Source organism: Paraburkholderia steynii (assembly GCF_900100565.1).
GTDB classification, from domain to species: Bacteria; Pseudomonadota; Gammaproteobacteria; order Burkholderiales; family Burkholderiaceae; genus Paraburkholderia; species Paraburkholderia terrae.
In genome coordinates, this window is sequence record NZ_FNDI01000004.1 from 86,235 (window position 1) to 106,030 (window position 19,796).

Annotated in this window: 17 protein-coding genes and 1 pseudogene; 13 read left to right on the forward strand and 5 right to left on the reverse strand. The window is 62.5% G+C overall.

All coding sequences use genetic code 11. From position 1 onward, the window contains the following. Positions 1 to 26: 26 nt before the first annotated feature. Positions 27 to 1,382 (forward strand): MFS transporter, encoded by a 1,356-nt coding sequence (locus tag BLT65_RS09160; protein WP_091777120.1) that lies wholly within the window; start codon positions 27 to 29, stop codon positions 1,380 to 1,382. Between the two features lie 143 nt (positions 1,383 to 1,525). Beyond that, the gene (locus BLT65_RS47155; RefSeq protein WP_165576496.1) at positions 1,526 to 1,663 is read left to right on the forward strand and encodes a hypothetical protein; all 138 of its coding nucleotides are present in this window, start codon (positions 1,526 to 1,528) and stop codon (positions 1,661 to 1,663) included. Positions 1,664 to 1,892: 229 nt separating this feature from the next. Here the strand turns inward: BLT65_RS47155 and BLT65_RS09165 are convergent, their stop codons facing one another. Next, positions 1,893 to 2,822: a LysR family transcriptional regulator gene (locus tag BLT65_RS09165; protein ID WP_091777122.1), complete on the reverse strand. Its 930-nt coding sequence runs from the start codon at positions 2,820 to 2,822 to the stop codon at positions 1,893 to 1,895. 195 nt (positions 2,823 to 3,017) lie between these two features. Here BLT65_RS09165 and BLT65_RS09170 point away from each other — a divergent pair, with 195 nt between their 5' ends. Beyond that, positions 3,018 to 4,340: a cation:dicarboxylate symporter family transporter gene (locus BLT65_RS09170; RefSeq protein WP_091777124.1), complete on the forward strand. Its 1,323-nt coding sequence runs from the start codon at positions 3,018 to 3,020 to the stop codon at positions 4,338 to 4,340. A 118-nt stretch (positions 4,341 to 4,458) separates the two neighbouring features. Beyond that, a pseudogene (locus BLT65_RS48695) lies at positions 4,459 to 5,145 on the forward strand (aminotransferase class V-fold PLP-dependent enzyme); the annotation flags it as partial. 1,206 nt (positions 5,146 to 6,351) lie between these two features. Here the strand turns inward: BLT65_RS48695 and BLT65_RS09185 are convergent. Further along, the gene (locus BLT65_RS09185; RefSeq protein ID WP_091777131.1) at positions 6,352 to 6,792 is read right to left on the reverse strand and encodes an RDD family protein; all 441 of its coding nucleotides are present in this window, start codon (positions 6,790 to 6,792) and stop codon (positions 6,352 to 6,354) included. A 291-nt stretch (positions 6,793 to 7,083) separates the two neighbouring features. On the opposite strand from BLT65_RS09185, the gene ku reads away from it, so the two are divergent. Continuing rightward, the gene (gene ku / locus BLT65_RS09190; RefSeq protein WP_091777133.1) at positions 7,084 to 8,019 is read left to right on the forward strand and encodes a non-homologous end joining protein Ku; all 936 of its coding nucleotides are present in this window, start codon (positions 7,084 to 7,086) and stop codon (positions 8,017 to 8,019) included. Next, a complete protein-coding gene (locus BLT65_RS09195) occupies positions 8,016 to 8,858 on the forward strand; it encodes a tetratricopeptide repeat protein (protein ID WP_091777135.1) in 843 nt (280 codons plus the stop codon). The genes ku and BLT65_RS09195 overlap by 4 nt, the downstream gene beginning before the upstream one ends. An 8-nt stretch (positions 8,859 to 8,866) precedes the next feature. On the opposite strand, the gene BLT65_RS09200 is transcribed toward BLT65_RS09195, so the two are convergent. Both BLT65_RS09200 and BLT65_RS09205 read right to left on the reverse strand, forming a co-directional pair. Further along, on the reverse strand, positions 8,867 to 9,343 hold the full coding sequence (locus BLT65_RS09200; RefSeq protein ID WP_091777137.1) for a PRC-barrel domain-containing protein: 477 nt from the start codon (positions 9,341 to 9,343) through the stop codon (positions 8,867 to 8,869). 202 nt (positions 9,344 to 9,545) lie between these two features. Continuing rightward, the gene (locus BLT65_RS09205; protein WP_042304609.1) at positions 9,546 to 9,857 is read right to left on the reverse strand and encodes a hypothetical protein; all 312 of its coding nucleotides are present in this window, start codon (positions 9,855 to 9,857) and stop codon (positions 9,546 to 9,548) included. 446 nt (positions 9,858 to 10,303) lie between these two features. On the opposite strand from BLT65_RS09205, the gene BLT65_RS09210 reads away from it, so the two are divergent. The 7 genes from BLT65_RS09210 to BLT65_RS09240 all read left to right on the forward strand — a co-directional run bounded on the left by BLT65_RS09210 (position 10,304) and on the right by BLT65_RS09240 (position 18,586). After that, positions 10,304 to 11,143, forward strand: coding sequence for a MetQ/NlpA family ABC transporter substrate-binding protein (locus tag BLT65_RS09210; protein ID WP_091777139.1), 840 nt, complete (start codon positions 10,304 to 10,306; stop codon positions 11,141 to 11,143). Between the two features lie 76 nt (positions 11,144 to 11,219). Next, positions 11,220 to 12,389, forward strand: a complete 1,170-nt coding sequence (locus BLT65_RS09215; protein WP_091777141.1) for a methionine ABC transporter ATP-binding protein — start codon at positions 11,220 to 11,222, stop codon at positions 12,387 to 12,389. Next, positions 12,382 to 13,038, forward strand: a complete 657-nt coding sequence (locus BLT65_RS09220; RefSeq protein WP_007580930.1) for a methionine ABC transporter permease — start codon at positions 12,382 to 12,384, stop codon at positions 13,036 to 13,038. Before BLT65_RS09215 ends, BLT65_RS09220 begins: the two co-directional genes overlap by 8 nt. Positions 13,039 to 13,310: 272 nt before the next feature. Continuing rightward, complete coding sequence (locus BLT65_RS09225; protein WP_091777143.1) at positions 13,311 to 15,008, forward strand: ABC transporter substrate-binding protein; 1,698 nt, start codon at positions 13,311 to 13,313, stop codon at positions 15,006 to 15,008. 1 nt (position 15,009) lies between these two features. Then, complete coding sequence (locus tag BLT65_RS09230) at positions 15,010 to 15,939, forward strand: ABC transporter permease (protein WP_091777146.1); 930 nt, start codon at positions 15,010 to 15,012, stop codon at positions 15,937 to 15,939. Beyond that, positions 15,936 to 16,796 (forward strand): ABC transporter permease, encoded by an 861-nt coding sequence (locus BLT65_RS09235; protein WP_091777148.1) that lies wholly within the window; start codon positions 15,936 to 15,938, stop codon positions 16,794 to 16,796. The genes BLT65_RS09230 and BLT65_RS09235 overlap by 4 nt, the downstream gene beginning before the upstream one ends. Beyond that, the gene (locus BLT65_RS09240; protein ID WP_091777150.1) at positions 16,793 to 18,586 is read left to right on the forward strand and encodes a dipeptide ABC transporter ATP-binding protein; all 1,794 of its coding nucleotides are present in this window, start codon (positions 16,793 to 16,795) and stop codon (positions 18,584 to 18,586) included. Before BLT65_RS09235 ends, BLT65_RS09240 begins: the two co-directional genes overlap by 4 nt. A 32-nt stretch (positions 18,587 to 18,618) precedes the next feature. On the opposite strand, the gene BLT65_RS09245 is transcribed toward BLT65_RS09240, so the two are convergent. Further along, the gene (locus BLT65_RS09245) at positions 18,619 to 19,647 is read right to left on the reverse strand and encodes a MerR family transcriptional regulator (RefSeq protein ID WP_091777152.1); all 1,029 of its coding nucleotides are present in this window, start codon (positions 19,645 to 19,647) and stop codon (positions 18,619 to 18,621) included. Between the last annotated feature and the right edge of the window lie 149 nt (positions 19,648 to 19,796).

Sequence of the window (19,796 nt, forward strand, 5' to 3'; positions counted from 1 at the left end):
GCCCGATAGCCGCAAGGAGACACAGGATGGCCGCAACGCCGCATGATCTGACGCTTCAGGCTTCCCCCGCCGCGCGGCGCGAGCGGCTGCGCTCGATCATCGGCGGGAGCGCGGGCAATGTGATCGAGTGGTACGACTTTCTCGCGTACTCGATCTTCTCGATCTATTTCAGCAAGGCCTTTTTTCCCGGCGGCAATCAGACGGCACAGCTGCTGAACGCGGCTGCCGTTGCCGCGATCGGTTATGTGGTGAGACCGCTCGGAAGCTGGGCGATCGGCGCGCTCGCGGATCGCCACGGACGGCGCGTCGCGTTGAGCTTGTCGGTGGCGATGATGAGCGTCGGCTCGCTGATCATCGCGCTCACGCCGACTTACGCGACGATCGGCGTCGCGGCGCCAGCCGTGCTCGTCTGCGCGCGTCTGCTGCAAGGCTTCAGCATGGGCGGCGAGGCGGGCACGAGCGCCACGTACCTGAGCGAAATGGCGCCGACCGGGCGGCGCGGCTTTTTCGTCGGCTTCGTGCAGGTGACGGTGGTGATGGGGCAGCTCGTCGCGCTCGCGCTGATGCTCATGTTGCAGCGCTTCGCGCTGACGCCTACGCAGCTCGAAGAATGGGGCTGGCGCATACCGTTCGCGATTGGCGGCGCGCTTGCCGTGTTCGCGCTGTATCTGAGGCGCGGCATCGCGGAGACGGATGCGTTCGAGCGTGCCGATACGCTCGCCGCCGGCCAGGCGTCGCGCGAGTCGGAGCGCGGCAGCCTGCTTGCGCTGCTGGTCCGGCATCGCATGCAAACGCTATGGACGATCGGCATCAGCATCGGCGGCACGGTTGCGTTCTATACGTTCACGATCTATCTGCAGAAGTACATGGTCAACACGACGGGCTTCAGCCGCGATACCGCGACGCTGATCACGACCGTCGCGCTCGTGATCTACATGTGCTTCCAGCCGCTCTACGGACTGTTGTCGGATGTGGTCGGGCGGCGGCCCGTCATGCTGATCTTCGGCATCGGCGGCACGTTCTGCACGGTGCCGCTGATGCACGCGCTCGGCAGCACGCACAGCGTGTGGGCCGCCTTTGCGCTGAACCTCGCGGCGCTCGCCATCCTGAGCGGCTTCTCGTCGATCCATTGGCTCGTGAAGTCGGAACTGTTCCCCGCGAAACTGCGCGCGCTCGGCGTCGGTTTGCCGTTCGCGGTGGTGTCGTCGGTGATGGGCGGCACGACCGAATATCTCGCGCTGAAGTTCAAGCATGCGGGCCACGAGTCGTGGTTCTTCTACTACGTGAGCGCGTGCGCCGCGGTTTCGCTCGTCACGTATTGGCTGATGCCGGAAACGCGGCATCGTTCGGTCATCGATGAAGAAGCGCGCGGCCAGGGTTGACGCGCGCTTCGATGCAGCACGCACGAAGAGACAACATCGCTGGAAAAGGTGCCAGTACACGTGGATTTTTATTTTGCAATGCACCATAGACGGGTGTACTATAGGGTTAATACCTAGGCAATAACCCCTAAATGGAGCTTGCAATGAACTACGCTACTGCTACCTCGACGGCTACGAAAGGCGGTTTCCTTGCCCGTGTGCGCGAATTTTTCGCTGACGCGTGGCGTACCCATCTGGAAGTGTGCGAAATCATCGCCGAATCGCATCGCCGTCCGCGCTAAGACTAGCGCTCGACCGCGTGCGCGCGCGGTTCAGGCGGGGCGCCACGAAGTGGCGAACGTGCATCGCGCCGGCGCTTCAGCCGCCGCCGAGGCGCGCGGGCTGGTTCCCGTTTCCGTCGCAATCCACATGTCGGCCAGTCCTGCGTCCATGGGTGGCATGACGCTCGCGCGCGAATCGACCAGGCCGATTGCAAAGGCCAAATAGACGTCACCTGACTCCACGCGATCGCTATTGCGCAGGGTCCAGTTGCGGCATCCCTGGGTCGAGCAGATTCGAACTGAAATCGCACGATTGCGCAGCCAGCCTCGCGATGGCCGCACTCAACGAATGCGACTGGTCTGCCCGGTGCATCGCGATGTATTTCACCGGCGGCAGCGCGGGCCGTGTCGGCACGATCACGAGCGCACGCCGCTCCAGCATATGTCGCAGGCAGGCTTTGGGCAGATAGCTGACGCCGAGCCCCGACAACGTCAGACCGATTTGCGCGATGAGGCTATTGCTCGCCAGCACTTTCTGAAGGCTGACGCCGTGGTCCTGCAAAAAGCGGCTATACACATAGCCGGTGCCGGACAACCCGCCTTGCAGAATCAGGGGATACTTCGCAATCTCCGTGATCGGAATGGCCGTCTTCCGCGGCGCAAGGCTCGCGGCACACATCCACGCGTTGTCGACCTGGCCAACCGCCGTGGTCGCGAACGGTTCCGTGCCTTGGGTCTGCGGCACGATGATCACATCGATGGTGTCGGTGGAGAGCCGCTCACGCAACGTCGCATTCAGTTCAACTTCCGCTTCCACCTTCACTTTCGGATATTCCGCCTGTATCGCTGAGACGAGGCGGGGCAGCCATGTCAACGCCGTGAGTTCCGTTACGCCGATGCGTATCTGTCTCACGAGCGCCTCTTTCGAACTGACGCGCTCGACGATCTGATCGCGGCGCTCCAGCAACTCCTTCGCGTACTCGAAAAATTCAGCCCCCTTCTTGGTCAGGCGCGCGCTGCGATGGGCGCGGTCGAACACGACGAGATCGAAAGCGCGCTCGAGCTCCTGCACACGCTTGGAAACCGCCGACTGGGTCGTATTCAGACGCGTCGCCGCAGCTTCGAACGATCCCAGTTGCACGATCCAGTACAGCGCTTCCATCTGCTTGAAGGTCAGCATCGCGTTGCCATGACATGAATAAAAGCGATATGTTCGCATAGAAAAAAATCGCTTTTTATGTTTATTCTGGATGATTATGGTTTCGACATCGAGCTGAAACACAGCACATGCGGGACAGGCTCGACCGAGCGCGCTCGCAAGAAGGCACGCCGCTTCCCGCGTCAATCCATATCAATCGGTCCGTCTGGAGAACGCATGGAATCCGTGATCGAAACACCGCCTGCCGAACTCATCGAGCGCAAGCCGCGCATCGGCCTGGCCTGGCAAATACTGATCGGCCTCGTCGTCGGCATCGCGGTCGGCGTCGTGCTGAACCGCTTTCCTCAAATGCGTGATTCGGTTGTGACAGGCTTTCTGCAGCCTGCCGGCGACATCTTCATCCGGCTCATCAAGATGGTCGTCGTGCCCATCGTGTTCACCAGCATGGTGGCCGGCATTGCAGGCGTGGGCGATGGGCGTGCGCTCGGGCGCATCGGCCTGAAGACGCTGGTGTATTTCGAGATCGTCACGACAATCGCGATCGTGCTCGGGCTCGTGCTCGGCAATGTGTTGCAGCCGGGCGTCGGCACTGACATGTCGCAACTCGGCCACACGGATATCTCGCATCTCCAGCAAGCCACGCAGTCGCAAGGCCATCACGGCTTCATGTCCTTGCTGCTGAATATCATTCCCGACAATATCGTCGCGTCGATGGGACGAGGCGATCTGTTGCCCGTCATCTTCTTCTCGGTGCTGTTCGGGCTCGGCTTGCAGTCGGTGCCGGCGGAGTACAGAAAGCCCGTGCTCGCCACGCTGAAGGGCATCGGCGACGCGATGTTCAAGGTCACGGGCATGGTGATGCGCTACGCGCCGTTCGGCGTGTGCGCGCTGATCGCGGTGACCGTCGCGAACTTCGGTTTCGGATCGCTGCTGCCGCTGGTCAAGCTGGTTGCCGTGACGTATCTCGCGATCATTCTGTTCGCGGTCTTCGTGCTCGGCGTCACCGCGCGCCTGTTCGGCTTCAATATCTTCACGCTGCTCAAGGTCATCAAGGATGAACTGATCATTGCCTTTTCGACGTGCAGTTCGGCCACTGTGTTGCCGCAGTTGATGAAGAAAATGGAAGACTTCGGCGTGCCCAAGAGCATCACCACCTTTGTCGTGCCGACGGGCTACACGTTCAACCTCGATGGTGCATCCATTTACCTCGGCATCGGCACCCTGTTCGTCGCGCAACTGTACGGCGTGCATCTCGGCGTGCAGGAACAGATCGTCCTGATCCTGACGATGGTGGTGACGTCGAAAGGCGCCGCCGGTGTGCCGGGCTTCATGTTCGTGATCCTGCTGACGACACTCGCCAGCGCCGGTTTGCCGCTCGAAGGGCTTGCGTTCATCGCGGGCGTGGACCGGATCATGGACATGGGACGCACGGCGTTGAATGTCGTGGGCAACGCGCTCGCGCCGCTCGTCATCGCGAAGTGGGAAGGACAGTACGACGCGGAAAAAGGCAAGGCGTATCTCGCGTCGCTCGACGCCTGAACGCAGGTAAAAGCACCCTATCGAGGAGCAAATTCAGATGAGCAGCAACCAGGGGCAGTTCTTTCCCGAGTCCCTCATGCAGGAGATCAAGAGCCGGTTCCATTTCGTCGATCACGACATGGACGGGCGCGAGCGGCTCTTCTTCGACAACGCGGGCGGTTCGTTCCGGCTCAAGGCGGCGTTGGAGGCGTTTGCAAGCGTCGACGCGCTGCCGGATTGTCCGGAGCGCATCCACGAGCGCGCGCGTTACCTGCAAGACGTTCAGGCGCGCGGCGAAGAGGATATCCGGCGGATCTTCAATGCGCGAGGCGGCAGTGTCTATCCGTCTCTGACAGCGTCGGCCGCGATGTTCGAGATGGTGCGCGCCGTGATGGAAAACGTGCCTGGCACGAATGCCGTCACCACGATACTCGAACATCCGTCGTCGTTCGATGCCATGAAGCTGTATTGCGAACGCACCGGAAAAGCGCTGCGCATCGCGCCGAGCAATCCGGAGACAGGGGGCGTGGATGTCGATGCGATCGTGTCGCTGATCGACGAAGACACGGCACTCCTGAGCGTGATGTACGCGTCGAACATTTCGGGCGCGAAGCTCGATATCGCTGCCATCGTGGAGCGTGCGCGCGCAAAGCGGCCGGATCTTTTCATCATCGTCGATGCCGTGCAGCACGCGCCGCATGCTGTGATCGACCTGCAGAAAACGCCCGTCGACGGCATCAACGTCGCGCCGTACAAGTTCTTTGGATGCAGAGGTTCAGGCATCGCGTGGTTGTCCGATCGGATGGCGGAGCTGCCGCATCATCGTCTCGAAGCGAAGGAAAAGGGCGTATGGGAACTCGGCAGTCCCGCGCCTGCGCAGTTTGCGGTGGTGAGCTCGATCGTCGATTACGTCGCATGGATCGGCGGGCAATCCAGCGATGCGGATGACCGTCGAGAACTATTCGTGCAAGGCATGCAGCGCATCGAAAGCCACGAACGCGCGCTGCTTTCGGCGTTGCTCGATGGCACGGACGGGCAATGCGGGTTGCGAGCGATGAAGGGCGTGCGTGTGTTCTGGGATCACGACGACCTGACGAAACGCGATCTGATTGCCGGCATCGGATTCGACCGTCTCGATCCCGCCGTCGCCGTGCGCGAATATGAAAAGCGCGGCGTGATCGTGTACGAGCGGATCGGGACGAGCCTTTACTCCGGGCGGATGTTGAAGTCGTTCGGTCTGGAGGGCGCTGTGCGGGTGTCGCCGCTGCATTGCCATACCGCTCGCGATATAGCTCGCTTCCTCGCGGTGACAGAGGAACTTGCGCTGATCGATTAACCGGCGTGCCGGATTGCTTGTGAAGTTTCAACCGGCGCTGCCGTCTCCGGACGGCAGCCCTCAGCACACAAACGGCATTCCTTGTTTCAGGGCAGAGACGGACGGGGTAGTCAGTAGCGAACGATCGAAGTGTGCGCTGCCAGTCTCGGACGCTACTGCAACTACTGAACGGTCTTTACATTATCGACACCTTCAACGGGCGTCATGCCTGGCATATCCGTTGTGCTCCCGGTTGCCTTCCGGGACATATCGCCGGGTATCCGGTTCCATGGGCTGGACACGGGCTCACCGTGATACGTCATCCCAGCCGTCGCCGCACCGTGAGCGCCGCCGCTGCCGTTTCCGCCGTTGCCGTTCCCTCCGGCGTACGCGAATGTTGCCGCGCATCCGCAAAGCGCGACGACAAAAACTTGCGCCAACTGAACTTTCCACGTTGCGTGTTTCATGGCATGACTCCTGTGCGTGCCAGCGCACATTTCCATGTCGCTGGATTCAATGTGCCGCTGAACAGGATGCTTGCATAGCGGCGAAGTGCAAGCGCTCGATACGTTCTGACCTCGTATACGGCGTGCAAAGCGCAACGGATGCAAAACGACTACTTATCCCGGCAAGGGAAATTGACTTGAGGACGTAGACCGGCGCGATACCGCAAAACTCTCCCGCATCTGCCGTATCGCGCCGCGTCTTCCGGATGGCTCAAGTCCCGACGCGCTCGCGAATTTCATCCTCGACCACCGTCGTATTGGCTATCCGGTCATGCAAAGTCTGCTTTCGGTCGTTAAACAGCACCCATAGAAATCCGGCACCGCAAGTCGCGAATGTCAGGAGATATCCGAATGTGCGCAGACCCGCTTGTCGCACGGTCATCGCGCGTCCGGTATCGGCATCGACGATCCGAAGACGCAACGCGCGTTTGCCGGGTGACGTGCCCCATACGGCCCACATGACACCCGTCAACAGGATGGGAAGGCATTGCCCGATGGCCAACCAGAAAAGGATGGTCGCAGCGTAGGACTCTGGGGCCAGCAGGATGTCCTCTGTCGAGGGTCCGAGCGGGACGAGCAGCACGATGGCAGTCCACCAGATTGAATCGATCGTCAGCGCTGTTGCGCGCCGCGAGTAGGAGGCGTATCGCATTGGAAGGTGGTGTGGGGTCGAAACCGGGCTCGATACGCAAAGACTGTCGAGGCTGCCCGGGCATACTCGCCAGTATGCCGGACTACCCGGTGGACCAGGCCTCATCCGCGTCCGCGCCATTGAAGGGGCGATTTGCAGGTTGGTCGTAGAATAGGCACATCAAGTGCTCAACTGCTCGACGAACCGGTGCGGCACGGTATCCAGTCAAGGCCGCGCCCAGCCGCCCGGGTCGACAAGCCGGATCTTCGTACGAGCCGTGCGACCGCATCCGGTGGCCACCAGGAGAATGTCATGACAGCGCGTTCAATCGCATCTCTCACGCTTTCCTTCGGGCTGGTCTCCATACCGGTGAAGCTGTATTCGGCGACCGAGACGGCATCTGGAGTCGGCTTCCATCTGCTGACGCCAGAGGGCGGCCGTGTGAAGCAACAGTACATTTCCGAGGCCACGGGCGAAGTCGTGGCACGGGTAGATATGAAGAAGGGATACGAGTTCGAGAAGGGCCAGTTTGTCGTCTTCGCACCGGAAGAGCTCAAAGCCCTGGAAGAAGGTGCGTCGCACGTTGTAGAAATTGTCTCTTTTGTCCCGGAAAAATCAGTCGACCCGCTCTATTACGACAAAGCCTACTTCATCGCACCCGACAAGCGCGGCGGCAAACCATACTGCCTGCTGCAGCAAGCCATGCGAGAAAGTGAACGCTGCGCATTGGCCAAATGGTCGTCCAAGGGCAAGACCCGTATCGTCCAGATACGGCCGGCCGATGAAGGCATGGTTTTTCAGCAGTTGTTGTTCGCAGACGAAGTGCGGGGACTGGCCGACTTGCACATCGAGCAGATAGCTGTGACCGATGCCGAGTTGCAACTCGCGCTACAAATAATCGACCAGGTTTCAGAAGATGCCTATGACCCATCGGCATACGAAGACGAGGAGAAGAAGCGGATTCTGGAAGCCATAGACCGGAAGATTGCCGGTAAGCAGATCGTGTCGCCAGAAGCGCCTGCCGAAGACTCGGGCGGTCAGGTAATCGATCTCATGGAGGCGCTTCGCGCGAGCCTCGGCGCCAACAAGACGAAGAAAGCCGGGCCAGCGAAGACGCCTGCGTCAAAGAAAGGTACGCCTGTCGATGTCGAGGTTCTTGCGAGCAAACCCCGTCGGCCCGCCAGGCGAGCCGCATCGACGCCCGAAGTCAAAGAAGCGCCGCCGGCAAAGGTTCGAGCCCGAAAGTGAGCAGCCGCAATCAATCACACGATTACTCGCTGCGCAGCCTTCAATCGTTGCTCGGCGTTTCGCGACGTGTGCTTTCCGGGCTAATCGCAGCCGGATTCGTGGAGCCTTCTCGCGGTCGGCGCAACGAGTTGCGCTTTACGTTCCAGGACGTCGTGGTTTTGCGCACAGCATTTCAGTTGCAAGCGGCGAAAATCACCTCCCGCAAGATTTTGCGCGCGCTTGCCAAGCTGAAGGCCGATCTTCCGGAAGAGCTTCCCCTTTCCGGCATTCGTATCACTGCCGTCGGCGACACCATTGCGGTCAAGACGGGGCAATCGCAATGGGACGCGACGTCAGGGCAGCATCTGCTCGATTTCGAGGTCGCACCGCTTCGGGGCGACGTTGCTTTTCTTGACACTGCGCCCCGCACGCTGCGAAGCAGAGAGCAACAGGCCGAGGAATGGTTCGCCCTGGCGGAGCAGCTCACCGGTTCTGATGTTGTCGGCGCGGAGCAGGCGTACCGCAAGGTGCTTGAGTTGGCCGACGCACCGCACTACCACGCGTACACCAATCTCGGTGTGCTGCTTTGCGAGACCGAAACGCGCTGCGAAGAAGCGCTGTTCGTGTTCGAGCGCGCGCTAGAGCATTTTCCAGACGATGCGCTGCTGCATTTCAACCGCGCTGTCGCTCTGGAGGAGCTGAAGCGCTACGGGGCGGCGATGGAAGGCTACGAGCGATGCCTCCAGCTCGACCCCGACCATGCCGACGCGCATTTCAACCTTGCCCGGCTCAGCGAGATACGCGGCGACCAGCAGGGGCTCTTGCGGCATCTCAGCGCGTATCGCAGGCTCATAGGTTGACCAGACAGTTACAGATCGCTGGACCGTTCCTCCACCGCATCGCGTGTGGCGTCCCAGTAGGGCTGTTGCCGGTAGTATTGATGGACGGACGAACCCCATTGCGGGTCTGCCATCGAAGGCCAGTGGTCCTTGTCAAATCCGGGCGCGTTTTTGATTTCGTCTGCCATCAGGTTGACGAGGAAGACCTTTTCATCGACGTTCAGCGTCAGTGCGCTCCATGGAATTGCATGAAGCGTCGTTCCCATGCCGAGAAAGCCGCCTTCCGATAGCACGGCATACGCAATCCGCCCGTCACGAACGTCGAGCATGATGTCCGAAATTTTGCCGACATGCTCGCCGTCGGCCGTTACGACTTTGGTTCCATCCAGCGTGGATGCAGCCATCACTTCAGGCCCGGGGCCGTCGCCGACGCCAATGCCGACAATACCCGCACCCTGGTCCGCCGATTGCGACTGGGACTGCGTGTTGGGGTCGAGTGGTGTCATGATTTTGCTCCTGATGGGTAGACTTCTTGTAGCGCAATGCGCATGCCCAGGCAGGATGCTGGCCGCCAGCAGTCTCAAATCGGACGAAAACGCGGACGGCTCATTGGGCCACTACTTCAGCCCATAAGCGTTGACGGGAAAAGGAAACGGCCGGGCACCGTACCCGGAGTGGGGTAGGTCGCCCGTGGCCGGGTGCTGTCAGTCAGCTACGCTTTCCTTTGAGGGTGAAGGGCGCCAACAGGGACTCGATGTCGAGTTGGTGTCCTTGAAGAAGCAGCAATCGCGCATGGAGCACGGTGTTTTCAAGGACGAGCTTTGCGGTGCTCAGCAGATATAAAGCATGAATATCGGAGACGGACATGTCGGTCTCCACGTTGTGGTGACGTTCAACAAGCGAACTGACAATGAGGCGCTTGAGTTCCTGCTCTCCAAACGGCAGGTCCGCATAGTCGATGGGATCTTCTGCTTCGACTTCTCCGAGCATGTCGACAAGCGTTTCGGTGCTCACTTCCATGAGTCCTCCCCGGGACGAAGGTCAAGGTCGGCGTGGCCAACAAACGTCATCCTGCGCTCACAGATTACTCATTCAATTAAATGTAGTCCAGCGGTGGCGATGACGGTTGAATGTCAAATCGAGAACTCAGCTTGAAAAAGAGTCCCGTCGACTGACGCTCACATATCGCGTTTCGCGATTTCCATTTGCTAATCGCTTGGTAGACCGCTTTTCTGCGCCCCTCTATGATCGTTTGACCTCATTTGGAGAGAGGCAATGATTCATCCCATGACCCGTCCCGTTTCCCACTGTCGGCGCTGATCCAGCGCGGCGGCCGTCCGCACGCGGCGCCTATCGTCGGCGGACACACAGTCTTCCCGAGCATTGCGATCCCATCCGGGCGTGACCCAACACGCCCGTATTCGCACGCGTCCGGAACCGGAACATCCCATTGTCGAGAGTAGAGCATGAGTCAATTTTTGTCCGCATTAAAGCGTGTCCTCTTTGCGCGGAACAGGCCGGCAATCCACGCCATCCTCGCTGCGTTCGCGTTCAATGCCGCTCCCGCATTTGCCGCCGACACGTCGACCCTAAAGATCGGCACGGCAACCAGCCCGCAAATCGAAGCGTTGAAAATCGCGGCTCAGGAGGCCAAACAGCAAGGCCTCGACGTCAAGATCATCGAGTTCACGGACTGGAACACACCGAACGCCGCACTCGGCAACAAGGACATCGACGTCAACTATTTCCAGCACATTCCCTTCTTGGAAAACGCGAAGAAGCAGGGCGGCTACGATTTCGTGCCGATCGCGCCTGGCACGATCATGAAGATCGGTTTGTATTCGAAGAAGGTTAAGCGCTTTGAAGATCTGAAGGACGGTGCGACGGTTGCGATCGCGAACGACCCTGTCAACGGCGGTCGCGGACTGTTGCTGCTGCAACGCGCCGGACTCATCAAGCTGAAGCCGGGGGTCGACTATCGCGCGACCACGCTGGATATCGTCGATAACCCGAAGCATCTGAAGATCGTTGCGCTCGAAGCGTCACAGTTGGCGCGCTCGCTCGACGACGTCGACCTCGCGCAGGGCTATCCGAGCTTCATCAAGCTCGCGGGCACGACCGACCCAAATAGCGCATTGCTTTTCGACGGCCTCGAAAACAAGAACTTCGCCATTCAATGGGTGGTGCGTCCGGAAAGCGTCAACGACCCTCGCATCCGCAAGTTCATTTCGATCTATCAGCATTCGCCCGCCGTGCGCGCAGCGCTCGACAAGGCGTTCGGCAACCTGTACGCCGTTGCCTGGTGATGCGATGTCCGTTGCGGGCCGCGCTTGCGTGCCCGTGTGCTCGCGTGAACCAGCCGCCTGAAAAGGAACCGACGACATGACCCATCTGCTCGACGTAGCGGGATTCATCGAAGAGAGCCCGGCGCTTGCCATCAGGCCGGCGCCTCGGGACGACACCGCGCCCGCCGTCGTCTTCGACGATGCAGGCAAGGTATTTTCCACAGCACACGGCGAGCCTTCAATCGCGTTGGCGAACGTGCGGCTGGATGTCCGACGTGGCGAGATATTCGGCATCATCGGCCGCAGCGGCGCGGGCAAATCGACGTTGCTGCGTCTGGTCAATGGACTCGAAAAGCCGACGTCGGGCGCGGTGCGCGTACACGGCGTGAGCGTCGGCGAACTCGACGAGCGCGGGCTCGTTGCGTTGCGGCGGCGCATCGGCATGGTTTTCCAGCACTTCAATCTGTTGTCGGCGAAAACGGTGTACGACAACATCGCGTTGCCGCTCAGGATCGCGGGCGTGCCCAAAGCAGCCATCGAGGAAAAAGTCGCTGCCCTGCTCGAACTCGTCGGCTTGTCGGCCAAGCGCAATGCGTATCCGGCGAGTCTTTCGGGCGGGCAGAAGCAGCGCGTCGGCATTGCACGCGCGCTGGTACACGATCCCGACATTCTGCTGTGCGACGAAGCGACCTCCGCGCTCGACCCGGAAACGACGCGGTCCATTCTTGCGCTGCTGCGCGATATCAACCGGCGTCTCGGTCTCACGATCATTCTCATCACTCACGAGATGGCCGTGATACGCGAAGTGTGCGATACCGTCGCCGTGATCGAACAGGGCGCCGTCGTCGAAACGGGTGCAGTGTGGCGCGTGTTCGGCGCGCCGCAGCACGCTGCGACGCGCGCGCTGTTGCGCACGCTGGTACACGACCTTCCGGACGATCTCGCCGCCCGCCTCAAGCCCGCGAGCGATGATGCATTGCCACGCGATGCCACCGATGTTCTGCTCGACGTGTACTACACGGGCGCCAACGGTCACGATCCGGATCTCACGGCGCTGAGCGCGGCGTTGACCGTGGACGGCGGCCGCGTGAGCTTTGTACACGGCGGCATCGATCGCATTCAGGGTCATGCGCAGGGCCGTCTCGTGGTGGCCGCGCAATTGTCCGGGCCCGGCCGCGAAGCAGGCGCGTTCGCGAACCGCATCGCCGCATTGATCGAGCGTGCGCGGCGACACGCAGATCACGTGGAGGTACTCGGCTATGTCTGAACTCTGGCTTTCGGAACTGACGGGCGCGATTCGCGACACGGTGCTGATGGTCGGCATTTCGGCGTTCGTCGCACTGATCGTCGGCATTCCGCTCGCGCTGGTGCTGGTCACGACCACGCGCGGCGGCATCTACGAACGGCGCGCGGTGAATTCGACACTTGGCGCGCTCGTCAACGCATTTCGCTCGACGCCCTTCATCATTCTGCTCGTCGCGCTGCTGCCGCTCACGCGCGTTCTGGTTGGCACGACGATCGGCGTATGGGCTGCGATCGTGCCGCTCTCCATCGCGGCGATTCCGTTCTTTGCGCGCGTCGCGGAAGTGAGCCTGCGCGAGGTGGATCGCGGTCTCATCGAAGCAGCACAAGCGATGGGCGCGCAGCGCCGCCACATCATCTGGCACGTGCTGCTGCCGGAAGCATTGCCGGGCATTCTGGGCGGATTCACGATCACGGTCGTCGCGATGATCGGCTCGTCGGCGATGGCGGGCGCCGTCGGCGCGGGCGGGCTCGGCGATCTGGCGATCCGCTATGGCTACCAGCGTTTCGACACGACCGTGATGGTGACGGTCATCGTGTTGCTGATCGCGATCGTCACGGCCGTGCAGTTTGCGGGCGACCGCCTGGTTCGTCGTCTTGCGCAACGCGTGTGAAACATTGCCTACGTACGCCAGCCGGGTTCGCCGGAGATGAAAGGTTAGGATATCTTGCGCTTTGCAATCGAGTGACGCTGCTAAGCGAGTGGCTATTCTCATGAAACAGAGAACATCGCGGACATAGGCGCCGCGATATTGGCGTAAATCATCACCAAAGCGAGTGCGCTTTTCACATTGCGTACGCGTCAGATATCGTTAGCAAGATTGATTCGTTGGAGAACGCGAAAGTCTTTACTTACGCTGTGGGATTAATCTCTCAACTTCTCCCGATGATTCACGACGCTTCTACCCGCGCACGCGCATTCAACCCGAAGAAAACCACTTTCGCATTGCTCGGCACGCTGGCTGCCGGCGCTATGCTCGCATTGAGCGGCTGCAGCAAGTCGGACGCCGACACGACAACACAACGCGCGCAATCATTGAAGCCTGTCGCGGGCGGCACGCTGACATGGGGCGTGACGACCGAGCCGGCATGTTTCGATCCACACCGCGCTTCACAGCAGAACGCCTTCTGGGTCATCCGCAACTACATCGACTCGCTGATCAGCAAAAAGACGGACGGCACCTACGCGCCATGGCTCGCGAAATCGTGGACCGTCGCCGACGACGGCAAGAGCTACACGTTCAACTTGCGCGACGACGTGCATTTCACCGATGGCACGCCGTTCGATGCGAACGCCGTGAAAGCCAACTTCGATTACATCCTGAAGAACGTCAGTACGACGTCTGCATCGGCGTCATTGCTGGTGCATTTTGATCACGTCGAGGTGGTGTCGCCGTATGTCGCGCGTCTCGTGATGAAGCAACCGGATTCCACCACACTGGAATCGCTGTCGAGCGTGAAGCTCGGCTTCATCTCGCCCAAGTCGCTCGCCGAAAACAAGGATCTGTGCGGCGGCGGCCCCGGCATCGTCGGCACGGGGCCGTTCGTGTTCGATGCTTACCAGCGCGGTCAATCGGCGACCTTCACCCGCAACGCCGACTACAAGTGGGCGCCGGGGAATGCGCAACATCAGGGCACGGCATGGCTGGAGCAAGTGACCTATCGCTTTCTTCCCGAGGCTGCCGTGCGCACGGGCGCGCTCAGTTCGGGACAGGTCGACCTGATCGAAGGCGTGCAGCCGACGGATGCCGCCGTATTCGACAAGGTGGATGGCTTCCAGTACCTGACGGGGCCGTCCGCGACGACCTCGTTCACGCTGAACATCAACTACACGGTGCCGCCCGCCAGCGACGTCAACGTGCGTCGTGCGCTGCGCGATGGCTTCGATCTCGATGCGATCGTCAAGAGCGTCTATCTCGGCACGGTGCAGCGCGCATGGTCGAACATCGGGCCCGACAACCCCGACTACAACGCTGACCTCAAGCAGTCGTGGGGCAACGACGTCAAGCAGGCCAACCGTCTGCTGGACGAAGCAGGGTGGACGAAGCGCGACAGCGAGGGCTTTCGCACGAAGGACGGCAAGCGGCTGTCGATCGAAGTCGGCTACCCGCAGCCCTATGTGCGCGACAGCCGCGACGTGCTGATCCGTGCTATCCAGTCGGCGCTGCGGCAAAACATCGGCCTCGATCTCGGGCTGCGCATCACCACGGCGGGCGACTTCGCGAACCAGAAGGCGACGGGCAACTGGACCATCTACCCGAACACCGACAATCCGTCGGATGTCGCGATGGAACTGTGGGACATGCTCGGCGACCAGGGCTTCCTCTACAACGCGATCAAAACGCCCGACCAGAGCATCGTCGATACGATCAACCGGGCGCGGCTGCTTCCCATCGGCGACGAGCGCCACAAGCTGCTCGCGTTCGTGCAGAAGCGCGCAGTAGACGAAGCGTTCATCGTGCCGCTCTTCGCACCCGCCTATCACCTCGCCGCGAAGTCGACGGTTCATGGCGTGGGCTTCGAGCCGCAACTCGACGGCCCGGCGAGTGCGTACGACATCTGGGTCGACAGGCAGGGAGGCTGACGTGCTGAAGCAGATCGTCACGCGCGTCTTGACGGGCGTACTGGTGATGTGGCTCGCGGCGACCACGGCGTTCCTCGCGATACACGCGCTGCCGGGCCGGATCGAAGACGTGCTGGCGGGCGACCTCGCGTATCCGGGCCTGCGCGAGGCGATCGCCGCGCAGTGGGGCCTCGATCACAGTCTGCCGTGGCAATACGGAGAGTTCCTGCTGCGCCTCGCGCGCGGCGACCTCGGCACGTCGTTCGTCATGCAGCAGCCGGTGCTCGCCGTGCTCGGCAGCCAGTTGTGGCCGACCATCCAGCTCGCGTGCGCAGCGGGCTTGCTCGCCATCGTTCTCGCGTTGCTCGTCGCGACCTCGACGGCGGGTGTCGTTGCGGGGCGCGGCGCCTGGGCGAGCCGCGTCGCGTCGGCGCTGGAATTGCTGTTCACGTCGTCGCCGGTGTTCTGGCTCGGGCTGTTGCTGCTGATCGTGTTCTCGTTTCACTGGCGGCTGTTTCCGGTGTCGGGCGCGGCCGGCTGGCGCTCGCTCGTGCTGCCCGCCGTCACGCTCGCGCTGCCGACGGCAGGCGTGCTGTCGCAGGTCATGCGCGAGGCGCTGGAGTCCGTGTTCGAACGGCCCTTCGTGACGACGGTGAGGGCGCGCGGCGTGTCCGAACTCGCGCTGCGCACGCGGCATGTGTTGCGCCATGCGTTATTGCCCGTCGTCACGCTGGGCGGCTGGCTGATCGGCGGCCTGCTGGGCGGCGCGGTGATCACCGAGAAGATGTTCGGCCGTCCGGGCATCGGCAGCGTGACGCTGACGGCGGTGACGTCGCAGGACGTGCCCGTCGTGCTCGCCGTCGTGCTGCTGGCCGCCTTCGTGCATGTCGCGATCTCGACGCTGCTCGACGTGCTGTATCTGTTCATCGATCCCAGGCTGCGTGCATCATGAGCGAACTCTCATCTGTTGCCGTTGGACAGCAGCGCCGGTCACTGCTTGCGAAGCGGCTGCCCGCAGCCGTGCTGGTGTCGGCTGCGTTTCTCGTCGCGCTCGCTTTCGCGATGGCCTTTCCGCGTGTCGTCACGCCTTACGATCCGCTCGTCAGCGATGTCGCGCACGCGATGCAGGCGCCCGGCGCCGGGCACTGGTTCGGGACGGATCGCATCGGCCGCGACGTGTTTGCGCGCGTCGTCTATGGCGCGCGCTATTCGCTGCTGATCGGCCTTGCCAGCATGATCGTCAGTCTGCTGATCGGTCTCGTGGTCGGCATGACGGCGGGGCTCGGGCGGCGTGCCGTCGACGAGAGCGCGTCGCGCGTATTCGACGTGCTGTCGGCGTTTCCCCCTGTTCTGCTGTCGCTGTTCGTCGTGACCTTTCTCGGCCAGGGCATCGTCAACATCGCGGTGGCCGTCGGCATTGCGGGCATTCCGAAGTTCGGGCGCGTGCTGCGCGCGCAGACGCTGGTGGTGCGCCGCGCCGATTACGTGACGCATGCCGTCGTCTGGGGCCTGTCGCGCCGCCAGGTTTTTCTGCGCCACATCCTGCCGAACGTGCTGGCGGCCGTGCCCGTCATCGCGACCATCGATATCGGCAGCGCGATCATCGCCGTCTCCGGTCTCAGCTTCCTCGGTCTCGGCCCGCAACCGCCGACGCCCGAATGGGGCGTGATGCTCGCCGAAGGCCGCGACGTGCTGCGCGTCGCGTGGTGGCCGAGTGTGTTTCCCGGCATGGCGATCACGCTGACGGTGGTCGCGTTTTCCGTGATCGGCAAACATCTGTCCCGCGTCTATGGAGTCAAAGCGCGATGAAGAACGATTTCTCCACCGCGCGCACGCTCGTCGACGTGCGCGGACTCGAGATCGGTTTTGCCGATGCGAACGACGGCCAGCCGTTGGTGCGGGGCGTCGATCTGACGATTCGCGCGGGCGAATGCGTGGCGCTGGTCGGCGAGTCGGGCTCGGGGAAGAGTTTGACGGCGCGCAGCCTGATCGGCCTTGCCGGCCACGGCGCGCGAATCGCGGCGCAGCAGTTCGTGATCGACGGACGACACGCATTGCAGTTCCGCGAACGCGACTGGCGCAGCGTACGCGGCGGGTTCGCTGGCCTCGTGATGCAGGACGCGCTGGTGTCGCTCGATCCGTTGCGCACGGTCGGCGCCGAGATCGAAGAGACGCTTGCGCTGCACACGCCGTCGGGCTCGCGCAAGGCACGCCGGGCGCGCGTGCATGAGACGATGCGCGACGTCGGCATGCCGGAGCCGGAGCGCCGCGCGCAGCAGTACGCGCATGAGTTGTCAGGTGGCTTGCGGCAGCGGGCGTTGATCGCGTCGGCGATCGTCGCGGGCCCGGCGCTCGTGATCGCCGACGAGCCGACCACCGCGCTCGACGTGACCGTGCAGGCGCAGATTCTCGACGTGCTCGCCGCGCGCCTGCGCGAGGGCGTCGGCATGCTGCTGGTCTCTCACGATCTGGCCGTCGTGGCGGAGGTGGCGGACCGCGTGCTGGTCATGCATCGCGGCGAGGTCGTCGAAAGCGGCGCGACGCTCGACGTGTTGACGAATCCCGCGCATGCCTACACACGCAGGCTGATCGCCGCTCAGCCGTCCGCGCGTTCGCGCGGGCAGCGGCTGACGTCGGCGCGTCTCGATGCGGGCGCGCACAGTGCGCCGAAGGGGCGTTCCGATGTCGCGTCGCTGATCGTGCGCGACCCGTTACCGCCGCGGCAAGGCGCTGCGCGCGAGACGCTGTTGCAGGTCGAAGCGCTCGGCAAGCGCTATGGGTGGCGAGGCGCGCGCAAAGGGACAGCGGACGGCGGAGCCGACACGGGCGATTTCGTCGCGCTCGACGACGTGTCGTTCGACGTGCAGCGCGGCGAAGTGGTCGGCATCGTCGGCGAATCGGGTTCGGGCAAGAGCACCTGCGCGAAGCTCGTGTTGGGGCTCGCGACGCCGTCGGCGGGCTGTGTGCGCTTTTTCGGCACGCAGTGGAATGGCGAGGGCGTGCGCGAACCGGCGCGCCGCGCGCTGCGCTCGAAGCTGCAGTACATTCCGCAAGATCCGCTCAGTTCGTTCGATCCTCGCTACTGCGTGCGGCAATTGCTCGACGAAGCGTTGTCGGCGTCGGGCCTGGGCACGCAGCAGGTGCGGGACCGTAGCGTCGAACTGCTCGAACAGGTCGGGCTCGATGCGCGTTATCTCGAACGGCGGCCGCTATCGCTGTCGGGCGGACAGCGGCAGCGTGTGGCGATCGCTCGCGCGATTGCACCGCAGCCGACGCTGATCGTCTGCGACGAGCCGGTGTCGGCGCTCGATGTGTACGTGCAGGCGCAGGTGCTCGATCTGCTCGGCACGTTGCAGGCTGAGCTGGGTTTGTCGCTGCTGTTCATTTCGCACGATCTCGACGTGATCCGGCATGTCAGCGATCGCGTTCTCGTGTTCAAGGACGGACGCGTTGTCGAAGCGGGTGACGCGCAGCGTCTCTTCGTCGCGCCACGTCACGCTTACACGCGCTTGCTGATGTCGTCCGCTCCGTCGTTGCGGCGCGCGAAGGAGGAGGGCGCCGCCGGGTACACGCGTGAGGTCGAACCGCTTGCGGGATAAGCGCTTGCCTGCAAACGCCGTGCGGACGACGGTCACGCTGTTTCCGGACTGCGCGCGACTCTCGCACGCACCTCGGGCGATGCCAGGCAAGTGGCGACAGCTTCGTAGCCTGGCGCACCCGGGTAAGGTGCCACGCGCGTGGGCGGACTGTGATTAGCGGGGCAAAGAATGATGGCTTCGTCGGGTCCGACTAACGCGAGATCCAGGATGGCCGTCGAGCGCGTCAGCAGGAAGACGGGGCGTCGCGATGTTTTCGCGCGATGGCGCAGATAGGTGATAAGCGCTTCCTGGGTGGATTGATCGAGATCCTGTTCGATCATATCGACGATCAGCGGATGAAGCGCTTCACCTTCCAGCGTGACGAGCAAAGCGATCAGCGCGTTGGAAGCGCCCACGCTTGCGCCTTCATCGACGAGCCACGCCAACGCCTGATCGACGCGCGACTTGAGATCGGCATCGCCGTTCAGCAACGCAGCTGCCGAGGCGCCTTCATTGTCGAGCCGGTCGAGACCGAGGAACACCGCGCCTTCCAGCGTTTGCGCGAGGCGCCGCGCGAGCCGTGTCTTCCCGCTTCCCAGCGATCCGATGATGTAGTTCACAGGGCGAATGTCCCGCAACTCGAACCATTCCGCGCCCCAAGGCCACGGCAGCTCGAAACCGACACTCGGGCCGGTCCGATCGAGCAGCCCGGCCAGTTCTCCGCCGCCCGGTAACTGGCCTTGCGCGAGATCGGACTGGAGCCTTCGCACCTTGTCGAGCCTCGCGACCAGTTCGCGAACCTGATTTCCCAGTGCGGTTTCGTGCGCCGCCAACGCGGCGCCCAAACCTCGAGGATCACCATCCAGAACGCGGGCCACTTCGGCAAGGCTGAGACCGAGCGCGCGCAGGCCGACGACTTCGGTGGCACGGGCCATATCGCTGTCACGGTACGACCGATATCCCGCTGCCGTTCGGCCCGGACGCAGCAACCCTTGCTGTTCGTAAAGCCGTAACGCCTTGGCGGATACGCCGAGTCTTCTGGCTGCCTCTGACGCGGTCAGACAGCGGGTGGAAGAAGTCATCAGTCACCTCTCTGTTAGTTGACGAGTGCCAGTTAGCATGAGGGTGACCCCAAGGGCAGGGTCAACAGGATTGTGCCGTGCGGTCCTGCCGTCGTGTCGGATTTTCGTGGAGTTCGTTAGAGGTGGCCTGGCATCGCATTGCATCTGCC

Excerpts from the sequence above, each read along its gene's own strand:
- BLT65_RS09235 (WP_091777148.1), top strand. The coding sequence starts at position 15,936 with ATGAGCGAACTCTCATCTGTTGCCGTTGGACAGCAGCGCCGGTCACTG.
- BLT65_RS09245 (WP_091777152.1), bottom strand. The coding sequence starts at position 19,647 with ATGACTTCTTCCACCCGCTGTCTGACCGCGTCAGAGGCAGCCAGAAGA.
- BLT65_RS09185 (WP_091777131.1), bottom strand. The coding sequence starts at position 6,792 with ATGCGATACGCCTCCTACTCGCGGCGCGCAACAGCGCTGACGATCGAT.
- BLT65_RS09200 (WP_091777137.1), bottom strand. The coding sequence starts at position 9,343 with ATGACACCACTCGACCCCAACACGCAGTCCCAGTCGCAATCGGCGGAC.
- BLT65_RS09240 (WP_091777150.1), top strand. The coding sequence starts at position 16,793 with ATGAAGAACGATTTCTCCACCGCGCGCACGCTCGTCGACGTGCGCGGA.
- BLT65_RS09225 (WP_091777143.1), top strand. The coding sequence starts at position 13,311 with ATGATTCACGACGCTTCTACCCGCGCACGCGCATTCAACCCGAAGAAA.
- BLT65_RS09210 (WP_091777139.1), top strand. The coding sequence starts at position 10,304 with ATGAGTCAATTTTTGTCCGCATTAAAGCGTGTCCTCTTTGCGCGGAAC.
- BLT65_RS47155 (WP_165576496.1), top strand. The coding sequence starts at position 1,526 with ATGAACTACGCTACTGCTACCTCGACGGCTACGAAAGGCGGTTTCCTT.
- BLT65_RS09215 (WP_091777141.1), top strand. The coding sequence starts at position 11,220 with ATGACCCATCTGCTCGACGTAGCGGGATTCATCGAAGAGAGCCCGGCG.
- BLT65_RS09165 (WP_091777122.1), bottom strand. The coding sequence starts at position 2,822 with ATGCTGACCTTCAAGCAGATGGAAGCGCTGTACTGGATCGTGCAACTG.
- BLT65_RS09220 (WP_007580930.1), top strand. The coding sequence starts at position 12,382 with ATGTCTGAACTCTGGCTTTCGGAACTGACGGGCGCGATTCGCGACACG.
- BLT65_RS09170 (WP_091777124.1), top strand. The coding sequence starts at position 3,018 with ATGGAATCCGTGATCGAAACACCGCCTGCCGAACTCATCGAGCGCAAG.
- ku (WP_091777133.1), top strand. The coding sequence starts at position 7,084 with ATGACAGCGCGTTCAATCGCATCTCTCACGCTTTCCTTCGGGCTGGTC.
- BLT65_RS09205 (WP_042304609.1), bottom strand. The coding sequence starts at position 9,857 with ATGGAAGTGAGCACCGAAACGCTTGTCGACATGCTCGGAGAAGTCGAA.
- BLT65_RS09160 (WP_091777120.1), top strand. The coding sequence starts at position 27 with ATGGCCGCAACGCCGCATGATCTGACGCTTCAGGCTTCCCCCGCCGCG.